Below are 20572 nucleotides of genomic sequence, written 5' to 3' on the forward strand. Positions count from 1 at the left end.
AATTGGCCGAGGTTGCTCGCGGCTTGACGCCGGACGCCGCTAGCCCATTTTCGTGGGGTCGATAACGACATGCCGCATGCGTTTTCGCTCCCAGGTATAGAAGACATGGACGAGGCCATCCTTCGTTTGGATCACCGCGGGATAGGAATACTCGTGGCCTGGCTTGTCTTCGAGCGTGAGTACCCTCTTCCACCGCATGCCATCCCCACTGACCGCGACGGCCAGGGTGCCTCGGCCGTCCCACCAGTTCGGCCCGGGGCGGCCCGGGTTGTAGACCAACAGGTAACGGCCGTCCGCGAGCGATACGGCGTCGATGCCGGCATTGGGATTGTTGACATCCAACAAGCGCAACGGTAACCAATGGCGCCCGCCGTCCGATGACCGGGTCTGGAAAAGCTTGCCCTGTCGGGTGCGTCCGATCGCCACCAGTTCACCTTGCGGCCCGACCAGCACGCTCGGTTGAATGGCATCGATGCCGTTCGCCGGTACATCGCCGCTCGTCGACCATGTCTTGCCGTCGTCGCTGGACCATTCGAAATGAATATGCCAACCGCCCTCTTCCGTACTCGACGGGCTGACGATGGTTCCATCGGCCAACTGGACCGGCTTGTTCTTGATCGGGCCAAGGATGCCCGGCGGCAAGCGGCGCGGCGGAGACCAATGCCGGCCGTCGTCGCGAGATGTCATGAGCATGCCCCGCCAATGCGAGGGGTCCGGTCCGATCTTGTAGAAAAGCATGAGCGTGCCGGACGCGGATCGAAACAACACGGGGTTCCATGCCGGCAAGCGCGTCCCGTCCGCTTGAACGCCTGTGGCGACCTCTCGCGGCGGCGACCAGCGCCCCTCGACGTATCGCGCCACCCAGATACCGACGCTCGGATCGCGTTCTTCTTTTCCACCGAACCAGGCCGCGACGAGCGCATGCCCGGTTTCCACGATCGTGCCCGCGTGGCTCTGTGGTGTCGGCGCGGGATCGGCGACGAATTCGCGGGCCACCACGGGCGATGTGTCACTGCCCAATGCCGAAAGCGGCATGACGAAAAGAAGCAGGAAGAGTGCTTTCGTTGCTGGCATGTCCGCCTTCGATCCCATGATGCGTGAAGTGTACCGTTCTCATGCTACGTTCCTTTTCGCAGGGGACAGTACGTCACGGGAGAACGTGCGCATGGCTTTCATCGATGGGGTGAACCGCAAGAAGTTGCGGTTGGGTCTGCTTGGGTGTGTCGCGGCGTGCGCGGCGCAGGGGGCGTTCGCGGCAACGGCACCGGGGTTCGATGTAGGTTCCGCGAATGTCGCGGTTGCCGATCCAGCGGTTCCCCGGCCGCCGGGCAAATCCTGCGTGGTCGAATTGTTCAAGGGTTTCACCTTCACCGATTTCTCGAATCATCCCTACACATACGCACCGCCGATTGGCTGTGGCAAGTCGTGGTCGAAGGTGGTGCTCGAAGCGGACTTCTCGGTCACGACCGGGCGTCAGTTCGATCGCACCGCTTCGCTCTGGCTGGGCGGCGCCAACATCTACTTCGGCACCACCCAGGAGCCCTCCTCCACCGTGTCGCCGAGCTGGCATGTCGAGCGCGACGTGAGCGACTTCGCCAGCCTGCTGGGTAACCCGCAGACCGGTCAGGCCATTCTGGGCAACGTCGTCAACGAGACCTACACGGGTGTGATCAGTGGCTCCGCCAGGCTGGTCTTTTATCCCGCGAACGTCCTGGCACCGAAGGCCGATGCGCCTGATGCGGTCTATCCACTTTCCGATGGGACGGACGGCGGCACGGTGACACTCAACACGGGCGCCGACGTGCTCACCCGCACGTTCACCCTACCGACCAACATCGAGCGCGCCTATCTCGACGTGTTCGCCCAGGGCCAGGGTGGCGACGAGTTCTGGTACTCATGTGTTCCGAACGAGGTCGCCGACGAGGCACAGAGTTGCGGCGGTGGTTCGTACCGCGAAGTGCAGGTGTCGATCGACGGACAACCGGCCGGCGTCGCGCCGGTATATCCCTGGATCTTCACCGGTGGCATCGATCCGTACATGTGGCGGCCGACGCCTGGCGTACAGACGCTGAACTTCCTGCCTTACCGCGTCGACATCACACCCTTCGCCGCCTTGCTCAATGATGGCCAGCCTCATGCGCTGTCCATCGGCGTGACGGGGGCGAACGGCTATTTTTCCGCGACCGGTAATCTCTTCGTCTATCTCGATCGCGGTCGCAAGGTACTGAGCGGTGCGGTGACCGCGAACACCCTGAAAGACCAACCGGCCATCGCCACCGTCGACAACACGCTGACCGATGTATCCGGCGTGGTCGGCGGTGCGGTCGCCACCCACGCATCGCGAAGCTTCCGTACCAGTGGTTACGTGGACACGTCGCACGGTCGCATCGTCACCGACGTCACGCAGACGGTCGCTTTCCGTAACACGCAGACTTTCGCCATCGACGCCACGCGCTACGAGCAAGCCATCGACCAGCTGTCGACGGTCGACAGCACGACAAAGACCCGGCAGGGTCGATTGGGCCTCGCGGTGACGACGGAAACGCACTACGACTTCCCGTTGGTGGCCAGCTTCAAGTACAGCTTCGACGACGCAGGTAACATCGTTTCCGCTCCCAGCGCCGTGACCCAGGGTTTCTCGCGGCAGTTCTCCAAAAAGCTGGGCGGCCTGCTCCTCTACCGCAGCGACGTGGACAACAGCATCGATACGGCCGATACCCTGGCCTTCAGCGGTGGTGCGGTCACGGGACACAGCGGGCAGCGCAGCACCCAAGTCTTCCGGTTCAAGGACAATCTGGGCAGTTGCTACGGCCGCGACGTCAGCACGAATGCCGGTGTGCTGACCGCGGCGACCGATGGCGGTGGTTGCCCGGGAGCCCGGAACCCGTTGCTGTGGTTCACCCATCCGGATGGCTCGCCCGACACGTCGCGTACCGAGGACCCGGGCATCTTCTGAGAAAGCAACGCATTCAGGCGCCGCCGTTCGTACGGCGGCGCCTCACGGGCGATGCGCGACTTCAGTCCTTGAATATCGCCGGCGTCCCGACCCAGATCATGCGCACTTCGGATTTGCCCACGTTACGCATGCTGTAGGGATGCCTCTGGTCGAAGTGCGCGCTATCTCCGGTGTTCAGCACGAACTTCTTCCTGCCCACCGTCATTTCGAGCGTGCCGCTCAGGATGTACCAGAACCCCTCACCTTCCCGATGGATCGTCGGCGCAGCGAGACCAGGCGGAACGATCAGCCGGAGCGCTTCCATCTTGCGTTCGGCATGCCGGCCGCTCAAGCGCTCGTAGACCACCGGCGACTCCAGGTCGATCCGGTCGTGCTCGCCCGCCCGGCAGACGATCTGCCCCGGCGAAGGGACGCCGACGAAGTAGTCGACGTCCACGTCCAGCGCCTTGGCGATGGCTTCCAGGGATAGCAGCGATGGGTGGGCCAGGTTCCTCTCGACCTGCGAGAGGAACGGGATGGAAAGTCCCGAGCTATCGGCGAGGGACTGCAGGGTGAGTCCCAGGCCACGGCGTCGATCGCGAATCGCGGACCCGATGCTCAACCCGGCGGCCCTGTCCGGCATCGCTTGTGCGCCCGCCATGGTTACGAGCTGTGGTCGCTACTGATCAGCCAGCGTGAACCGACCTTGTGGAAAAGCAGCGTCGTGAGCCCCGAAACCTCGGCACCGGTGTCCGGCTTCAGGTGGTAGCGGCCGATGACGAAGGCGTACTGCGTACCCAGCGGTTTGACGTCGATCAGTTCCAGGGTGAGCTTGCCCAGGCTGGCGCCCGGCTTCTGGAAGCGCGAGGCGTACATCGCTTCGATCGCCTCGTAGCCCTCGACGACGCCACCCGCGCTGACGTAACGCGTACCCGGGGCTCGCTCGTAGCACTCCATGAACGTCTTCAGGTCGCCTGAAGACCACGCCGCGGCGCTGGCGTCGAGGGTCTGCTTGATGGCCTGGGCGGTCGACACGGTGGGAGTTTCAGCCGACACGACGACGGTCGCCGACACGGCGCTCAGCGCGCAGAAAAGCACGGACATGGTTTTCATGACACCCCTGGAGCATGAGAGAAGTCGCTCTTCCGCCGATGAGGGCCAGCATAGTGGACGGCATCGGGCGGGACCCGTTTAGGTAGCTATCTTGCGGTGCCATCGGATCGTAACGTAAAAGCTTGACGCCATCAAAACTTTTTGATCTGATCGAAACCAGGAAGTGTGCGCCGCAGCAAATGCGGTTCAGACGGCTATACATACGGTGCCAGGGGATCGAAGGCGCAGCCGGTCAGGGACATCTGGCATCAACCGAGCAAGGACCGTCCCCCATGGGTTCACCCGTGGGATCGACGTCCGGGGGCAATACACACGAACCATAGAACACGCTGTCATTCGACGAGCGTGCGCGAAGGGTATGCACGTTTTCACAGGCCGGGGAATTCCATGAACCAAGAACTCAAGCGCAGCCTTCTCTATACCGCCCTGCTGTCAGTCGCGCTGGCCTCGAGCCTGGCGAACGCGCAGGACGCCACCGCCCCGGCGAGCGAAAAGAAGAAGGCACAGGCTTCGGATTCGCCGCAGACCCTCGAAGGCATCACGGTCACCGCCGCCAAGCGCGAACAGGATATCCAGAAGGTGCCGATCAGCATGACGGCGCTGACCGGGGAACAGCTGGAGCGCCAGGGCGTGACCAGCCTCGTCGACCTGGCGCGCATCGCGCCGTCGCTGACCGTCGCTTCCTCGGGTCCTGGATCGAACAACCTGATCATCCGCGGTATCTCGTCGAGTGCGGGCTCCGCCGCGACGGTGGGCTATTACCTCGACGACGTGCCCATCGCGGCATCGAGCAACGCCGCGCTGCTGTCGACGCGAGGCGTCATCGATCCCTCGGTGTTCGACATCGAGCGCGTCGAGGTACTGCGCGGTCCGCAGGGCACCATCTACGGTTCCAGCTCCATGGGTGGCACGGTCAAGTACGTGACCAACCAGCCGGACCTGGATTTTGTCGAGGCCCGCATCAAGACCGATGTCTCGGGTACGTACCACGGCGGCCCCAACGCCAACGTCAACGGGGTGCTCAACGTCCCCTTGCTCAAGGACAAGGTCGCGCTGCGTGTGTCCGCGTACTATCGCCGCGACGACGGCTATATCGACCGTTATCAGATCTCTCCGTCCAATTACCTCGAGGCCGATCCGGACGGCAAGAAAAAGGACAACGTCAACACGTACACGACCTATGGCGCGCGCGTGGCGATGCTCATCAAGCCGGACGATACGCTGACGATCACGCCCAGCATCATCTACCAGTATTCCAAGCTGGGATCGCCGTTCACGTACGACAAGATTCCCGCGACGCTCGACAATCCGTACCAGGTACGCGACGTCAACGAAACCAACGTACAGGAATCGACGATCTCGAACATCGCGATCCACAAGCAGTTCGATGCGTTCGAGCTGATGTCGTCGAGCTCGTACTTCACACGCAACGTCAACATCCGGGACGACAGCTCCAAGGTCATCAACTACTTCTTCGGCCTGCCCAGCGTCTACCCGACCACGATGTACGGCAGCTACAAGAACAAGGAATTCACCGAGGAAGTGCGGGCGACCAGCAAGTTCGATGGCCCCGTGCAGGCGATCCTCGGCGCGTTCTATCACGACGTCCGCGCGCCGCTGGCCTCGTCCATTCCCTATCCCGGCGGATTCAACCAGACCTTCGACACGCCCTTCCCGGCGTACTCGACGATCTACCAGGGCGCACGTAACGCCACGCTCAAGGAATACGCCGTGTTCGGCGAGTTGTCCTGGAACATCACGGACAAGCTGAAGGCCAGCGCGGGCATCCGTGCCTTCGAGGTCAAGCAGGGCTTTTCGCAGAGTGGCGACGGCCTGCTCAATGGTGGCCCGAGCACCGTGCGCAGCAGCTCGAAGGATTACGGCAGCACGCCGAAGTTCACGCTGCAGTACCAGGTCAGCCCCGAGAACATGGTCTACGTCACGGCCTCCGAGGGCTATCGCCCTGGCGGCCCGAACAATCCCGCACCGGCGGCGCTGTGCGGTTCGGAAGTGGCCGGTCTGGGCCTCAGCCAGTCGCAGTTGAACAAGTACAACCCGGATACCCTGTGGAACTACGAACTGGGTTTCAAGAGCGCATGGCTGGACCGGCGCCTGCTGATCGACGCATCCGTCTACCATATCGACTGGGACCACGTTCAGCAGCAGATCGTGCTCGGTTGCGGCTACAACATCACCGCCAACTTCGGTAAGGCAGTGAGCCAGGGTGCCGAGCTGGAAATGAAGTTCCTGCCCATCAATGCGGTGACGTTGAGCGCCGGTTTCAGTTACAACGACGCGCACCTGAAGAACGACGTGCCTGGCACCTCGGCGAAGGATGGCGACCGCCTCGTGAACGTGCCTCGCTTCACCGGCTCGCTGGCGGCCGAGTATCGCCGTCGCGTCAACGCGCAGTACGACGGCTTCATGCGTGCCGACGTCAGCTACGTGGGTGATTCGAACTTCCTGTACGACCGCGAGAGTCCGTTCTATCGCCGCAAGGGCTTTGCCACCACCAACATCCGCGTGGGCGTGGAAGGTCGTAACGGCTTCGATATCTCGTTCTACGCCACGAACCTGTTCGACAAGCGCGGCGAGACCGACCTGCCGGTCGCCATCTCGGCCGACCTGCCGACGACGCGCCGCGTCGCGCTCAACCAGCCACGGACCATCGGGGTGACCTTGCAGTACCAGTACTGAACTTTCCGATTGTCCAGCCCCAAAAGGGGTGTGTGCCGTCGCGCATGGGTGGGGCAGAATCGCGAGTCGTCCCCAGCAAGAAGCCTCCCCCATGGCATCCACCGATTCGCAGCCGATCGTCATCGTAGGTGGTGGCATCGCCGGTCTGGCCACCTCGCGCGCCCTCAGGCAGCGAGGGATCGATTCCCTGGTGCTCGAACGGAGTCCGCAGGCGGCCGATGGCGGCCTTGCCATCAATCTTCCCGGCAACGCCATCGCCGCGCTCCGGCGGCTGGGCCTGACGGATGCCATCGAGCGGTTGGGGCATCCCGTGCGCAAGCGTGAATACCGTACGGGCGGCGATCGCCTCCTGGCCGCCATCGATGAAGACGCCTTCTGGGGTGAAACCATGCGGCCGCGTGCCGTGCGTCGCGCGGATCTCATGGCGATGCTCGGCGACGGCCTCGACGCGCCGGCCATCCGCTTCGGCACCACCATCGCGGCCATTCGGCAGGAAGCGGCCACCGTGCAGGTGGGCCTGACCGGCGGCGATACGGTCTCCGCTCGCCTGCTCGTCGGTGCCGACGGCGTCCGTTCCACCGTGCGCGAGATGACGATGGGGTCGCAGGGCGCCACGACGGCCCGGCTCGCCTCGGCGAGTTGGCGCTTCATGGCACCCAATCCTGGCGGCATCGATGGATGGACGCTGTGGACCGGCGAGCACGGCATGATCCTGTTGCTTCCGGTCGACGACGCCACGGTCTATGGATGGGTCACCGTCCGGTCTACAGGAATCCCCGGCAACGATCATCGCCACCTCGGCGAAGCCTTCCGGACGTTTCCCGAGCGTGTGCGCCAGGTGCTGGACTGGGCTTTGGCACATCCGGAGGACGTCTACCACTCGCCCATCGAGGAAGTGCGGCTCGCGACCTGGACGAAGGACCGGGTCGTCCTCATGGGCGACGCGGCGCACGCCACGGCCCCGGTATGGGCGGAAGGTGCGGCGCTGGCGATGGAAGATGCGCTCGCGCTAGCTGCGATAGTCGCCGATAGCGATGACATGGCGGCGATCGGCCCGCGCTTCGAACAAGCCCGGCGGGACCGCGTCGCTCACGTACAGGCGATGACGGATCGGCTGTCGAAAGCGGCGCGCCTTCCCCACGCGCTTCGTACCATGCTCATGCCGTTCATCACGCCACGCAGCTATCGGGCCACCTACGAGCCGCTGAAGCAGTTCTCACCGAGTTGACGCGTCACGTCCGTGTCACCTCGATCCGGGACCGATCGGAGTGCCATCCGATAGCCGCATGAATCTTTCCGTCGGGACGTCGAGACGCTACGCTCGGCCGGATGCCTTGACGCTGGAGATTGTCTTGTCCCCGCTTCGCTGCCTTTCCACGCTCGCCCTGTCGGTTCTTCTCGGTGCGTGCGCGTCCTCGCAGGACATCGCGCGTCCCGCGGTGACACATCCCTTCGACGGTCCGCGCATCACGTTCACCCGTCCCGAGAGCGACGCGCTCTATGGACAGGCCTACCGCATGGCGCTGGACAACGTGCTGCGCATCAACCAGGTGGATGCCGACCGCGCCCACCAGCAAAGCGGCCTGCTCACGGGGTCTCCGGCGCGCATGGTGCGCGCCGGCGCCGGGTACGAGGCCGCATGGACACGCGACGCGTCGATCAACAGCTGGAACGCGCTGAACCTGCTCGCACCCGGGTTGGCGCGGAACACGCTGTTCGCCGTAGTCGATCGCAGCGATGGTGGCTACATCGTGCGCCAGGACAACCAGCAATGGGACCAGGCGATCTGGGTGGTCGCCGCTTGGCATCACTACCTCGCCACGGGTGACCGCGCCTTCCTTGCGATCGCCTTCGATGCCGCCGAACGAACGCTTGCCACGCATCGCGCGAAAGCCTTCGATCCGGCATCGGGACTCTTCCTCGGTCCCTCGGTCATCAACGATGGCATATCGGGATATCCGCAAAGCGTAAGCGACGCCACGGAAAGCAAGGGCAGCTTCGTCGGTGACTACCCGGCCAGCGCGCGCATCGCCGCCTTGAGCACGAACGCCATTCACTACGAAGCATACGCGAGCGCCGCGCGGATGGCCCGCGCCCTCGGCGATGGCCATGCCGATGCGCTACAGGCCCAGGCGAACGCATTGAAAGCGGCGATCGACAATCACTTCTGGAACGCCACCACAGGCCGATACCGGTACCTGCATGCGCCAGGCATCGAACTCGAAACCGCCGACAGCCAGGAGGGCCTGGGTCTCTCCTTCACCATACTGTTCGGCCTCGCCGATGGCCCGCGGTCGGATGCCATCATCCGCGGCGCGACGGTGGCTCCGTGGGGCGTCGAGGACGTCTCACCGGCCTTCGCGCGATACAGCGACGAACGTCCAGGCAGGCACAACAACATCATGTGGCCGATGACCCAGGGCTTCTGGGGCAGCGCACTCGCGATGCGCCGCGACACCGAAGGTTTCGGCACCCTGCTCCGGCAGCAGGCGGAGTTGCCGATCCGAAGCGGCGGTTTCTGGGAGATCTACAACGCCCGCAGCGGCGCCGTGGACGGTGGCTGGCAGACCGGCCACCACTGGCCCGCCGAGAAGGACCAGACGTGGTCCGCCACCGCCTATCTGCGCCTCGTCGACAGTGGCCTCTTCGGACTGCATGCCGAAGAAGATGGCCTGCGTGTGGAGCCTTTGCTTCCCGCCGACATCGGCCCGGCCACGCTGGAAGGTATCCGCTACCGCGCGGCGACGTTGACCGTCGCCCTTCGCGGACACGGTGCGCATATCGCCTCTTGCCGCTTCGACGGCGGCAGGTGCCCAACAGCGATCGCACCAGATACCAGGGGCGACCACCGCATCGAGATCGACCTCTCGGAGACGGGCTCGATCAAGCCATAGCCTCGGCGATCCCGCGTAACTGCCGCTCGAATTCCTCGGGCGGCTGGCCTCCGGAAATCAGATACTGGTCGTTGACGATGACGGCCGGCACGCCCGTGATGCCGCGACTCTGCCAGAGGGCTTCATCCCGGCGCACTTCGTCGGCGTAGCGATCGGATTCGAGAACCGCGCGCGCTTCCGTTGGGTCCAGCCCCGCCTTTTCGGCCGCCGCGACGAGCGCGTCATGGTCGCCGGGATCGGTCTGGTCCGTGAAGTAGACGCCGAACAGCTGCCGGGTGAGCTCGTGTTGTTTCCCGTCCCTCGCCGCCCACGCGATCAGCCGATGCGCGTCGAAGGTGTTGTAGATGCGGCTCGCATCCGACGTATTCATGGTGAAGCCCACCGCCGCCGCGCGTGCCTTGATGCGCTCGCGATTCTGGCGGGCTTCGTCGACAGGAATGCGATATTTGGCGACCACGTGTTCCAAGGTATTCTCGCCGCCGGGCTGCATGGCGGGGTTCAGTTCGAACGGATGGAAAACGATCTCCGGCTCGATCACACCGTGCAGGCGTTCCAACGCGCGGTCGAGGCCACCAAGGCCGATCGCGCACCACGGGCACGCGATATCCGAGACGAAGTCGATCTTCATTTTCTGGGGCATGGAGGGAAGTGCCTTAAGGGGTCTTCCGCCATCGTACACCTCGAACACCGGCCGCTACTCCGAACCCCCGTTCGATGTGGCCTGAACCTCCCGCAAGAAGGCCAATACCTCGCGGTTGAAGGCCTCCGGCCGTTGCAGCGGCGCGAAGTGGCTGACACCCGGCAGGAGGACGAACCGGGCACCCGGAATGCTTCGCGCGATGTATTCGGCATGCTCGCGTTCGATGAACTCGTCGCGCTCGCCCAGGACGATCCACACCGGCACGGTGACTTCCCGAAGCTGACCGGCCCCGTAATTCGGCTGGTTGGCCTGCATCGCACCCAGGTCGTCGCGCATCGCATCGAATTCGCCGACGAGTGGCGACAGCGCTGCGTACTCCTTGACGTGATGGTTGTAGATGCGGTCGATCACCGGGGTGGACCGGAACGGCTTGGCACCCGTGCTGTCGACGTTGCAGGCGAAGAAAAACACTCCGGCGGAGCGATCCGGTGTCTCCCGCGACAGGACAAGGGCGGTGTCGGCGCCGTCGCTCCAGCCGATGAAGGTCGCCTTGGTCACGCCAAGCGCATCCATGACGGCGCGGGTGTCGGACGCCATGAGTTCATAGCTATAGGGCCGCTCGTCGCGGGTCGAACGGCCCTGGCCGCGACTGTCGATCACGATGGCCTTGTACCCAGCCCCGACCAGCGCTGGAACCTGGTAACCCCAGTTACCCGAGTTCCCGAGGCCGCCGTGCAACAGGACCACCGGCGGCCCCGCGCCCATGCTGGCGTACCAGATGCGGGCGCTTTCGTTCTCGACACATCCGATCACGGCCTCCGCCGGAAGGGGCGGAACGCCATGCGCCGCGAGATGGACCAGGTCGTCGTCGTGAAAAGGGGTAGCCATGGCGAGAGCTTAACCGGCGACCTTGCCCTTTGGGCTGGATGACATATGATGGGTATCATAATGATAGTCACCCCAGTCCGGGAGTGCCTGAAACTCCTCGACCAAGAGACCGCCATGAAAGCATTCCTCATCGACCGGTACAGCAAGAACATCTCCCTACGGCTTGGCGACGTGCCACTGCCCATGCCACGAGACAACGAGGTGCTGATCGAGGTCCATGCCGCTGGCGTGAACCTGCTGGATTCCAAGATCAAGAGCGGCGAGTTCAAGCTGATCCTCCCTTACCACCTGCCGCTCGTACTCGGTCATGACGTGGCGGGCGTCGTTGTCCAGGTGGGCTCGCAGGTTCGGCAGTTCAAAGTCGGCGACGAAGTCTATTCGCGGCCACCGGATCATCACATCGGCACGTTCGCGGAATACATCGCCGTCAACGAAAGCGATGTCGCCCTCAAGCCCAGGAATGCCACCATGGAAGAGGCGGCCTCGTTGCCGCTGGTGGGCTTGACGGCGTGGCAGGCCCTGGTGGAACGCATGCAGCTTCAGAAAGGGGCGAAGGTCTTTATCCAGGCAGGTTCGGGCGGTGTCGGCACCTTCGCAATACAGCTGGCCAAGCACCTCGGCGCCACGGTCGCCACGACGACCAGCGGCGCCAATGGCGACATGGTGAAGAGCCTCGGCGCCGACATCGTCATCGACTACAAGAAAGACGATTTCGCAGCGATCCTGCAGGATTACGATGCCGTCCTGCATAGCCAGGGATCTCCCGAACTCGACAAGTCGCTGCGCGTCCTCAAGCCCGGCGGCACCCTCGTCTCGATCTCCGGCCCGCCCGACCCCGCCTTCGCGCAGGAGATCGGCATGCCGTGGTTCCTCAAGCTCGTCATCCGGCTGCTGAGCGCAGGGGTCAGAAATAAAGCCGCCCATCGTCACCTGGACTACTCGTTCCTCTTCATGCGAGCCAACGGCACGCAACTGCGCGAGATAGCCACACTGGTCGAGGCGGGCGTCATCCGCCCCGTCCTCGATCGTGTCTTCCCGTTCGATTCGACCAACGAGGCACTGGCTTACGTCGAATCGGGCCGCGCGAAGGGAAAGGTCGTCGTCAAGGTTAAGTAAATTGGTAGGTCTTCGCGAGCACCCATCGCCGACAAGGTCGGCTCCCACCTTGCTCGCCCAACAATCCACCGCATCGTTCGGAGGGGAGCCGTCGGGTGCCGTTCTCAGAGCGATTCCGCAGGGAGGCGAAGGCCGGACGAGGACTTAGCGAACGAGAATGGCACCCGACGGCTCCCCTGCCTCCACGCAGAAAACGCGATGGCGAAGCCGAGCCGTTCCCTAGGCTCAGTGGTCGTTTTTCTCGTCTTTCTTCGGCTCTGGACGATGCGGTGGCGGCGCTTCCGGGCGGTGTACCTGGGGGATGCGATTGCGGAGCCGGCCGGGCCTCCCTCGGCATCTCGTGATCCTCCGGACGCGGATGCTCTTGCTGGGATGGATGCTCCTCGAGGCGCGGTCTCTCTTGCTGGGGCAGATGTTCCTCGAACCGCGGCTGTCGTGGTTCCGCCTCTGGCCGTGCCTGGAAGTCGTGCGGCTGCGTGACCGGATGCGGCGGAGCCTCCGGCCGGGATTGTGGCGGCTGCTCCCTTACGGCGTGCTGCGTTTCATCGGCGCGCTGCGGCGGTTCGCTTGCCCGCCGCGTCCGTGGCATCTCTTGTGGACGGTCCGCGAACGAGCGTGGCGGCGCGGACGGCGCTTCAGGCAGGGGTTTTCGTTCCGCGGCGGCATGGTCGGCGAAACGCGAGCCGGCGTCCGGCCGTGCGGTAACTCCCAGGCTTGTCGGCCGTTCAGTCGCTCCCGTGCCCTCCGGCCGTCCGGGATGCGGCGCCTGAACCGGTGCGGCACTCCGATAACCTGCCCTCGCGAAATCCGGAACACTCATGGGCGCCGAACGGGCCGTGTCATGGCTGTCGAAACGACGGTTGTCGACGTTGTTCGTGACGTTCCGGCCGTCATGGATGTTGTTCACCGTCGCGGTCGCGCGGTTGAACGAATCTCGATTGTTGACGATGTTGCCGTTGTTGATGGTGCCGTTATTGATGTTGTTCGTCGTATAGCGATTCACTACCGTCGTGGAATGCGAGACATACGTCTGGTTGTTGTAGATCACGGCGGGACGATGCCAGCCACCGCCGTTGTAGCCGCCGCCCTCGTAACCGCCATGCCAGTTCACGCCCCAGGAGTGCCATCCACCATCGTGGTGATCGAGCAAGGCGCCGACCAGGACGCCCACGCCGAAGCCGACCGCGCCGACGGTGACCATGTTGCCGGTGCTATAGGACGAACGGACATAGGTGTATCGGGGGTAGACGGCTTCCTCGCCATACACGACGCCGGGGTCATAGCTCGGCACGTACACGGTGTCTTCCTGCGCCGGTTCGATCTCGATCACCTGGCGTGGCGGTGGGACCACGGTCGGCCTGTCCTCACTCTGCTGTACTTCCGTCGTCGTGACGGTCTGCGTGGTCACGCGTTGCTGTGGCGATGTGCGCAGGCTGCCGCGTTGCGCGGCACGCTCGCGCATCGCCTGGATCGCATTGAGCACGTCCGTGGGATCGTTGACGTAGGCCTGGCCAAGCGACGTCGTCCAATCCACGTTCTTCGCCATCTGGTCGAGCACCGACGGAAAGGCCGTGAGCCCCTTCACGCTCGCATCCCACGGCTGTGGCTCCACCGCCGTCTGTAGCAAGGCACCCTTGAGCTTCGGATTTTGCGTAACGAGGTTGTCGGCGGCGACAATCTGGTCGGGATAGGTGGACCCGGCCAGAACCTGGGCCACCAGCTTGTCCGGGAACAGCGCGATGGGCGCCACCAGCTGATAGAGCTGGTCGGCCGTTGGTGGGGTATACGCGGGCGCCTGCGGTTGCTGGGCGATGGTCTCCGCCGGGGCCGGTGCGCTCGATGCCGCCGCGGTCGTGCTATCCGGCTGCTGTTGGCTGCACGCGGCCAATGTGGCGATACAGAGGGTCGCGCTGAGTGTCATGGCGGAAAGGCGTTGCTTGCTCAAGGAAATCGCTCCATGGTTGGCACCCTGTGTTGCGCCCGATTACGCTGGACCAGCCTTTCCCATCGCTTTCGCAGGCGCTCGATAACCAACCAGGGGCTGAACCCGGAGTACGCATGACGAAAATTCACGCCGTCGTAATCGTTGCGCTGCTTGCGTCCTGTACGACATCCACGGTTCTCGCGCAGACGCGCGGGCAGCCCGAAATCGAACCGTTCGGCTTCGACATCGCCGGGATGGACCGCACGGTCGTGCCGGGAACGGATTTCTACCGTTATGCCAATGGTGCCTGGGCGCACGCCACGCCCATCCCCGCGGATAAATCCAACTACGGAATGTTCACGCGCCTGGATGACCTCAACCGCGAGCGCGTCAAGGGCATCCTCGAAGCAGCTCGCAAAGATCCGCATGGCAAGGCCGGCGCCGCGTACGCCGCCTTCCTCGACGAGGCGGCCCTCGACGCCAAGGGCCTGGCACCTGCCCGTCCCTGGCTGGATCGCATCGACGCGATCGCGACACGTGAGGACTACGCGCGCCTAGCCGCGCAAGCCGCGCGCGAAGGCGTCTCCGTGCCGTTCGAGGTCGTCGTCACCCAGGACGACCGCGATCCGGATGCCTACGTGCTGAAACTCGGCCAGGCGGGATTGGGCTTGCCCGATCGGGACTATTACCTGCGGCCGGACGCATCGATGGCCCAGGCGCGCGTCGCCTATCGCGACCATGTCGCACGTCTGCTGGCCCTTTCAGGCGTTGCCGCGCAGGACGCTTCGCGCCGCGCCGATGCGTTGCTGCGCATGGAAACCGATATCGCGAAAGTCAGTTGGAACCGGGTGGACAGTCGCGATGCCGGCAAGACGTACAACCGCCGGACACGCGCGCAGCTTGCGTCCCTCGCGATGGGCTTCGACATGGGTGGCTTTCTCGACGGGATCGGCGCCAGGGCGAACGACCTGGTCGTCGTCCAGCCCAGCGCCGTCGCCGGGATCGCGAGCGTGGTCGGGGCCGCGCCCTTGCCCGTTCTGAAAGACGCCATGCGCGTCGCGGTCCTCGACGCCTATGGCGATGTCTTGCCACGCGCCTTCGCGGAAGAGCGCTTCGCATTCCACGATCGCCTCCTGGGCGGCGCCGAGCAACCGGAACCGCGCTGGAAACGTGCCGTGGCCTTCGCCGTCGATGCCGTCCCCGACGAGGTCGGCAAGGCGTACGTGGCGCGTTATTTCCCGGCGGGCCACAAGGCGGCCGCCGAAGCGTTGGTTCGCAACCTGCTCGCCGCCATGGACCGGCGCATCCAGGCGCTCGACTGGATGACGCCGGAAACCAAGGCCCGCGCACGCGCCAAGCTCGCGGCATTCCACCCCAAGGTCGGTTACCCCGACCGTTGGCGTGACTACGGTGGCCTGGAGATCCGCCCCGACGATGCCTTCGGTGACCAGCTCAGGGCACGCTCCTTCGCGTTCGATCGCGAGATGAACAAGCTCGGCCACCCCTTCGACCGCGACGAGTGGCGCGTCACGCCCATGACGGTCGACGCCTTCGCCAACTTCTCCGCCGTCGAGATCGTCATTCCCGCCGCGATACTGCAACCTCCTTTCTTCGATCCCGATGCCGATCCCGCCATCAACTATGGCGGGATCGGCGCGTCCATCGCGCATGAGATCACCCATCAGTTCGACGACCAGGGCTCGAAGTACGACGAGCACGGACGCCTGGCGACCTGGTGGACGCCATCGGACCTGACGGGGTTCGAAACACGAACGAAGGCCCTCGCGCGCCAGTACGACGCGTACCGGCCGCTGCCGGACCTGAACGTCAATGGCGCCCTGACCCTGGGCGAAAACATCGCCGATCTCGGTGGGCTGGTCATCGCCTACGACGCCTGGCGGCTCTCCCTGGAGGGAAAGCCCGCGCCCACGCTCGAAGGCTTCAGTGGTAACCAGCGCTTCTTCCTCGGCTGGGCGCAGATATGGCGCCTGAACTACCGCGACGCCGACTTGCGCAAACGGCTGTTGACCAACCCGCACGCGCCGGCCGCGCAACGCGTGTGGACATCGCGCAATATCGACGCCTGGTACGAGGCTTTCGACGTGAAGCCAGGCCAGGCTTTGTACCTTTCGCCGGAGCGACGGGTCAGGATATGGTGATGTCGCCCAGAAAGAGGACACGACGATGCGCAAGTCACGCCTGGCCATAAAACGCGTTTACGAAGCCCCCGCCGAAGCCGATGGCGTGCGTGTATTGGTGGATCGCCTCTGGCCACGCGGCATGACGAAGGAACGCGCGGCGATCGACATCTGGGCCAAGGACGTCGCCCCGAGCCCGGACTTGCGAAAGTGGTTCGATCACCAGTCGGAGCGCTTCGAACAGTTCGCCGAAGCCTATCGGAAGGAACTGGCGGTCAATCCGGCGCCGGCGGCCTTGCTCGCTGAATTGCGCGGTCGGCACGCCACCCTGCTCTACGGTGCGCACGATCCGGCCATCAACCACGCGGTGGTGCTCGCCGCCTACCTCAAGGACCTGTCGTAGCGCAAAGCTCGCTAGACGCTCGCCAGGAACGTCGCCGACGGCACGAAGAACAAGGTGCCCGTCACGGCCTTGCTCACATCCAGGATGCGGTCGTGGTTGCCGGGCGGATCGCCGATGAACATGTTGACCAGCATCCGCTCGATGCGCGCGGGAGAACGCGCATAGCCGATGAAATAGGTGCCGAACTCGCCCTTCCCCACTTCGCCGAAAGGCATGTTGTCGCGCACGATCTGCAACTGCTCACCGTTCTCCTCGATGTTCGTCAGCACGTTGTGCGCGTACGATGGCTTGTCGGCCTCCCTCAGTTCCACATCGGAGAGCTTGCGGCGGCCGATGATCTTCTCCTGTTGCTCCACCGGAATCGCATTCCAAGCCTTCAGGTCGTGCAGGTATTTCTGCACGATGACATAGCTTCCGCCGGTGAACGCCGGATCTTCCTCGCCGATCATGGTCGCGTTGGCCGCATCGTGCCCCACGGGGTTTTCCGTTCCGTCGACGAAGCCCAGCAGGTCGCGCTCGTCGAAGTACTTGAAGCCGTGCACCTCGTCCATCGTGGTCACATAGAAACCGATCCTCGACATCACCTCGCTGGCCAGTTCGAAGCAGAGATCCATATGCGTCGCCCGGATATGAAACAGGAGGTCGCCAGGTGTCGATGGGGCGTGGTGCACGCCCTGGAGCTCCCGGAACGGGTGCAACGACGCCGGGCGCGGCGTGCCGAACAGGCGATCCCACGCTTCCGAACCGAAGCCCATGACGCAGGAAAGCCGGCGGTCGGGATGACGAAAACCGATCCCGCGCAGGAGCGAGGCCATGTCGCCACAGAGTTCGCGAACAGCCTCGTCGCCGCGCGGATCGGGGCCCAGCGTCACGACCAGGAAGATCGCGGCGTGGGTGAGCTTCGCGGCGACGGGTTGGGAAACGACGGTATCAGTCACCTGGATTCCTCAGGGGAGCCATTCCACCATCCAGGACTCGAACCGCCCGATCTTGTCGTCGTCCCACGGTTCACCCCCTGGCGGCATGCGTGGCGTCTCGGTGCCCTTCAAACGGGCGAGGACGTGGCGCGCATTCGCGTGGTCCGGATACACGGCATCGCCCCTCGGGTCGGCCATATAGTCGAAGTCACGCAGCCTGACGCCCATGCCTCCCATGCACCGGGTGTCGCCATCGGTAAAAAGTAGTGCGATGTCTTTGGCGAACGACTCATTCATCGATCTCTCCCGGCTGGTTACGTATGGACCCGGGATCGTAAGTCGTTGACGAAATACACGGTATATACGCCAGCGTACACATGGCGTTGCCCGGGACGCAACAGTAAGCTTCCATGTTCCACGAACAGGCGACCGACATGACCGAACCTCTTCCCGCCCTCGCCCCGCCGGAAACGCCCGAACGCGTACTGCGCTTCTGGCGCGATGCCGGCTACGACCGATGGTTCACCAACGATGCCGTCTTCGACCGGGTCTTCCGCGATCACTTCCTGGCGGCGCACATGGCGGCGGCCCGGCGCGAACTCGACGCCTGGCTCGACAGCGCCGAAGGCTGCTTCGCCCTGTTGATCCTGCTCGACCAGTTTCCTCGCAACGCCTTCCGGGGCTGCGCGCATATGTACGCCACCGACCCGCTCGCACGATTCGTGGCGCGGCACATGATCGAGCACGGCTTCGACGACCTGATCGATGCCGAGCTCCGGGCCTTCTGCTACCTGCCCTTCGAACATTCGGAGGATGCGACCGACCAGCGCTTGTCCATGCAATGGTTCGGCAAGCTGGGCGGAAACTACCTGTCCTACGCGCAGGTCCACCACGACATCATCGAACGCTTCGGCCGCTTCCCGCACCGCAATCATGAGTTGGGACGGGAGACCACGCCGGAGGAACAGGCCTACCTCGATGGTGGTGGCTTCGCCGGGTAGCGTAACTAGCCTTCCCCTGGCGACTTCTTGAAGACCATCTGCTCGAACGAGATGGCGGTCACCGCCCCGTTCTCCGTGCGGAAATCAAGAAAGTCGCCTGAGTTCGGCGCGAACTCCACGCGGACCCGGTCCGGTGCTTCGCCACCGGTGGCGACGGCCTGCACGTTGCCCCAGCGGATCACCATGCCCCTGTCTTCGTCCACGTGGACGGTCATGTCCCCGAGCAGCTCGTTCGAATACGTACCCGCGTACTCCGTGCGCGGACGGGACAGCGCCCAGGCACGCGCCTGGATCGTCTCCCGCTGGCGAGCCGCCATGCGGGATACCTCCGCCGCCTTCGTCCTCAGTGCATCGAATCGCCGCGACACCGTCGAAGCGACATCCGGCTCACCCAGCAGGCTGCCGTAAACGTAGTCGGCGATGAGGCTGGTCAACTGCGCGCCGAGGACATCCTCGTTGTTGAGCACGACCAGGGCGATGCCTTCGTCCGGCATGAAGGAGAGATGCGCATGGAAACCCGCGAATCCGCCAAAATGGTGCAGCATCGTCCGTCCCTTGTACTCGCCGGTGTACCAACCCCAGGCATAGCCCGTGCGCGGAAAATCCATGTACTTCGCGGTCAAGGCGACTTGCGGTTCGTGCGAGCGGCGGATCACCTTCGTCGGTATCGCCTGCCGCCGCCCCGAGGCGAGTTCCACGATCAGGAACTTCGCGAGGTCCGGCGCGGTGGAAACCAGGCTACCCGCCGCATGCATGGTCGCGTCCGACTTGGCGATATACAAAGGCTGGCGCGGCTGGGCACTGGCGAACGAATAGGGCTTGGCCAGCGTCCAGCCCGCGGCCCGGGCCTTGTCGACGGAAGCCGAAGTCCGCTGCATGTCCAGTGGACGCAGGACACTCCGTTCCAGCTGTTCCTGCCACGGCACCGGCCCATGGGCGTCGAGCCAGACGCTCAGGATGTTGTATCCGACGTTGGTGTACTTGAAGGTCCCGCGCGCCGCCTTCTCATCCGGATACGACGCGGACACCAGTCCACGAAGCGAACGCGCATCATGGATGCCGCTATACGCCGTCGCCCATACCAGGGGCTGGTTGTCCACTCCCGAGGTGTGCACCAGGAGGTCCTTCACGGTCACCGCGTTCGCGTCGATGCCCGTGAAGCGTCCTTCGGGAAACATGTCGTGCAACGACATGCGCATGTCCAGCTGGCCGGCGTCTTCCTGGAGCAGCGCATTCAAGGCGAAGAAGGGCTTGGTCGCCGAGGCGATATAGAACACCGTGTCACGAGTGACCGGCGTTCGCGCCGCGATGTCCGAATATCCGAAATATCCCTCGTAGATGACCTTGCCGTTCTTGATGACGGCGATGGCGGTTCCGGAGGGCAACGCGGTCGCCTCTTTCGTCTGCTGGATGAGGGCCGCCAACGGGGAGAAATCGGGCGGCGGGCTGGCCCGCGATGCGAGTGGCATCGCGGCCAGCAACAGGGAACCGAGCGCCAGGAAACGGTTCATGCGCCGGCCTTGGCCCCACGGCGTTCGAAGATGTAATAGGCCAGGTTGCCCAGGCCCGTGGCACCGAGAAGCAAGCCGATGACACCGGGCGTCGCGTGATCCACGCCGGTCGCCTCGACGACGCCGAAGCCGAGCGCCAGGGCGACGAGGACACAGCCCCAATGCAACGAGGCATGGCGCCGCCGTGCGGCTTCGCCTTCGAGGAGCGAGCGGACCATGTCTTCCGATCCATGAGACTCGACGATCCGGCGGCGGGTATAGGCATCGACGACCACCTTCACCGAATAGGCGATGCAGACGAACAGGGTGATGGGAATAAGGAGCGCGAAGTCCATGGTTCGGATGTCCTGTGGGAGGGGTACACCCAAGGAGATACGGCCGGGAAGCCGCCGGTT

The 20572-nt window shown here is 64.3% G+C and carries 18 protein-coding genes; 8 read left to right on the forward strand and 10 right to left on the reverse strand.

The annotated features are described in order from the left end of the window. Positions 1–39: 39 nt before the first annotated feature. Positions 40–1035 carry an exo-alpha-sialidase gene (locus AB6730_RS00795; RefSeq protein ID WP_371021970.1) on the reverse strand — a complete coding sequence of 332 codons (996 nt, stop codon included), beginning with the start codon at positions 1033–1035 and terminating at the stop codon, positions 40–42. Positions 1036–1165: 130 nt separating this feature from the next. On the opposite strand from AB6730_RS00795, the gene AB6730_RS00800 reads away from it, so the two are divergent. Further along, positions 1166–2956, forward strand: coding sequence for a peptide-N4-asparagine amidase (locus AB6730_RS00800; protein WP_371021760.1), 1791 nt, complete (start codon positions 1166–1168; stop codon positions 2954–2956). Positions 2957–3017: 61 nt separating this feature from the next. Here the strand turns inward: AB6730_RS00800 and AB6730_RS00805 are convergent, their stop codons facing one another. Next, positions 3018–3557 carry a helix-turn-helix domain-containing protein gene (locus AB6730_RS00805; RefSeq protein ID WP_371021761.1) on the reverse strand — a complete coding sequence of 180 codons (540 nt, stop codon included), beginning with the start codon at positions 3555–3557 and terminating at the stop codon, positions 3018–3020. Between the two features lie 41 nt (positions 3558–3598). Next, entirely contained in the window at positions 3599–4048 is a 450-nt protein-coding gene (locus tag AB6730_RS00810; protein ID WP_371021762.1) for a DUF4440 domain-containing protein, read from the reverse strand. A gap of 387 nt (positions 4049–4435) precedes the next feature. On the opposite strand from AB6730_RS00810, the gene AB6730_RS00815 reads away from it, so the two are divergent. The 3 genes from AB6730_RS00815 (at position 4436) to AB6730_RS00825 (ending at position 9639) form a co-directional block, all read left to right on the forward strand. Then, entirely contained in the window at positions 4436–6745 is a 2310-nt protein-coding gene (locus AB6730_RS00815; RefSeq protein ID WP_371021763.1) for a TonB-dependent receptor, read from the forward strand. A 91-nt stretch (positions 6746–6836) separates the two neighbouring features. Beyond that, positions 6837–7973, forward strand: a complete 1137-nt coding sequence (locus AB6730_RS00820; RefSeq protein ID WP_371021764.1) for an FAD-dependent monooxygenase — start codon at positions 6837–6839, stop codon at positions 7971–7973. Between the two features lie 124 nt (positions 7974–8097). Further along, positions 8098–9639, forward strand: a complete 1542-nt coding sequence (locus AB6730_RS00825; RefSeq protein ID WP_371021765.1) for a hypothetical protein — start codon at positions 8098–8100, stop codon at positions 9637–9639. Here the strand turns inward: AB6730_RS00825 and AB6730_RS00830 are convergent. Both AB6730_RS00830 and AB6730_RS00835 read right to left on the reverse strand, forming a co-directional pair. Then, positions 9629–10267: a DsbA family oxidoreductase gene (locus AB6730_RS00830; protein WP_371021766.1), complete on the reverse strand. Its 639-nt coding sequence runs from the start codon at positions 10265–10267 to the stop codon at positions 9629–9631. The genes AB6730_RS00825 and AB6730_RS00830 overlap by 11 nt on opposite strands. A 66-nt stretch (positions 10268–10333) precedes the next feature. Next, complete coding sequence (locus AB6730_RS00835) at positions 10334–11167, reverse strand: alpha/beta fold hydrolase (RefSeq protein ID WP_371021767.1); 834 nt, start codon at positions 11165–11167, stop codon at positions 10334–10336. Between the two features lie 114 nt (positions 11168–11281). On the opposite strand from AB6730_RS00835, the gene AB6730_RS00840 reads away from it, so the two are divergent. After that, entirely contained in the window at positions 11282–12283 is a 1002-nt protein-coding gene (locus AB6730_RS00840; RefSeq protein WP_371021768.1) for an NADP-dependent oxidoreductase, read from the forward strand. On the opposite strand, the gene AB6730_RS00845 is transcribed toward AB6730_RS00840, so the two are convergent. Then, the gene (locus AB6730_RS00845) at positions 12276–14228 is read right to left on the reverse strand and encodes a DUF3300 domain-containing protein (protein WP_371021769.1); all 1953 of its coding nucleotides are present in this window, start codon (positions 14226–14228) and stop codon (positions 12276–12278) included. The two genes, AB6730_RS00840 and AB6730_RS00845, sit on opposite strands and share 8 nt — an antisense overlap. 113 nt (positions 14229–14341) lie before the next feature. Between AB6730_RS00845 and AB6730_RS00850 the strand changes: the two genes are divergently transcribed. Next, positions 14342–16366, forward strand: coding sequence for a M13 family metallopeptidase (locus AB6730_RS00850; RefSeq protein WP_371021770.1), 2025 nt, complete (start codon positions 14342–14344; stop codon positions 16364–16366). Between the two features lie 25 nt (positions 16367–16391). Next, positions 16392–16748: a DUF488 domain-containing protein gene (locus AB6730_RS00855; RefSeq protein ID WP_371021771.1), complete on the forward strand. Its 357-nt coding sequence runs from the start codon at positions 16392–16394 to the stop codon at positions 16746–16748. An 11-nt stretch (positions 16749–16759) separates the two neighbouring features. Here the strand turns inward: AB6730_RS00855 and AB6730_RS00860 are convergent, their stop codons facing one another. Next, positions 16760–17686 carry a Dyp-type peroxidase gene (locus tag AB6730_RS00860; protein ID WP_371021772.1) on the reverse strand — a complete coding sequence of 309 codons (927 nt, stop codon included), beginning with the start codon at positions 17684–17686 and terminating at the stop codon, positions 16760–16762. A gap of 9 nt (positions 17687–17695) precedes the next feature. Then, positions 17696–17962 (reverse strand): hypothetical protein, encoded by a 267-nt coding sequence (locus AB6730_RS00865; protein WP_371021773.1) that lies wholly within the window; start codon positions 17960–17962, stop codon positions 17696–17698. Positions 17963–18099: 137 nt separating this feature from the next. On the opposite strand from AB6730_RS00865, the gene AB6730_RS00870 reads away from it, so the two are divergent. Next, positions 18100–18666, forward strand: coding sequence for a DUF924 family protein (locus AB6730_RS00870; protein WP_371021774.1), 567 nt, complete (start codon positions 18100–18102; stop codon positions 18664–18666). Positions 18667–18671: 5 nt separating this feature from the next. Here AB6730_RS00870 and AB6730_RS00875 read toward each other — a convergent pair whose 3' ends face one another. Continuing rightward, positions 18672–20177, reverse strand: coding sequence for a serine hydrolase domain-containing protein (locus AB6730_RS00875; RefSeq protein ID WP_371021775.1), 1506 nt, complete (start codon positions 20175–20177; stop codon positions 18672–18674). Then, entirely contained in the window at positions 20174–20512 is a 339-nt protein-coding gene (locus AB6730_RS00880; RefSeq protein ID WP_371021776.1) for a hypothetical protein, read from the reverse strand. Before AB6730_RS00880 ends, AB6730_RS00875 begins: the two co-directional genes overlap by 4 nt. Positions 20513–20572: the final 60 nt, after the last annotated feature.

The organism is Luteibacter sp. RCC_6_2 (assembly GCF_041360655.1).
Taxonomy (GTDB): Bacteria; Pseudomonadota; Gammaproteobacteria; order Xanthomonadales; family Rhodanobacteraceae; genus Luteibacter.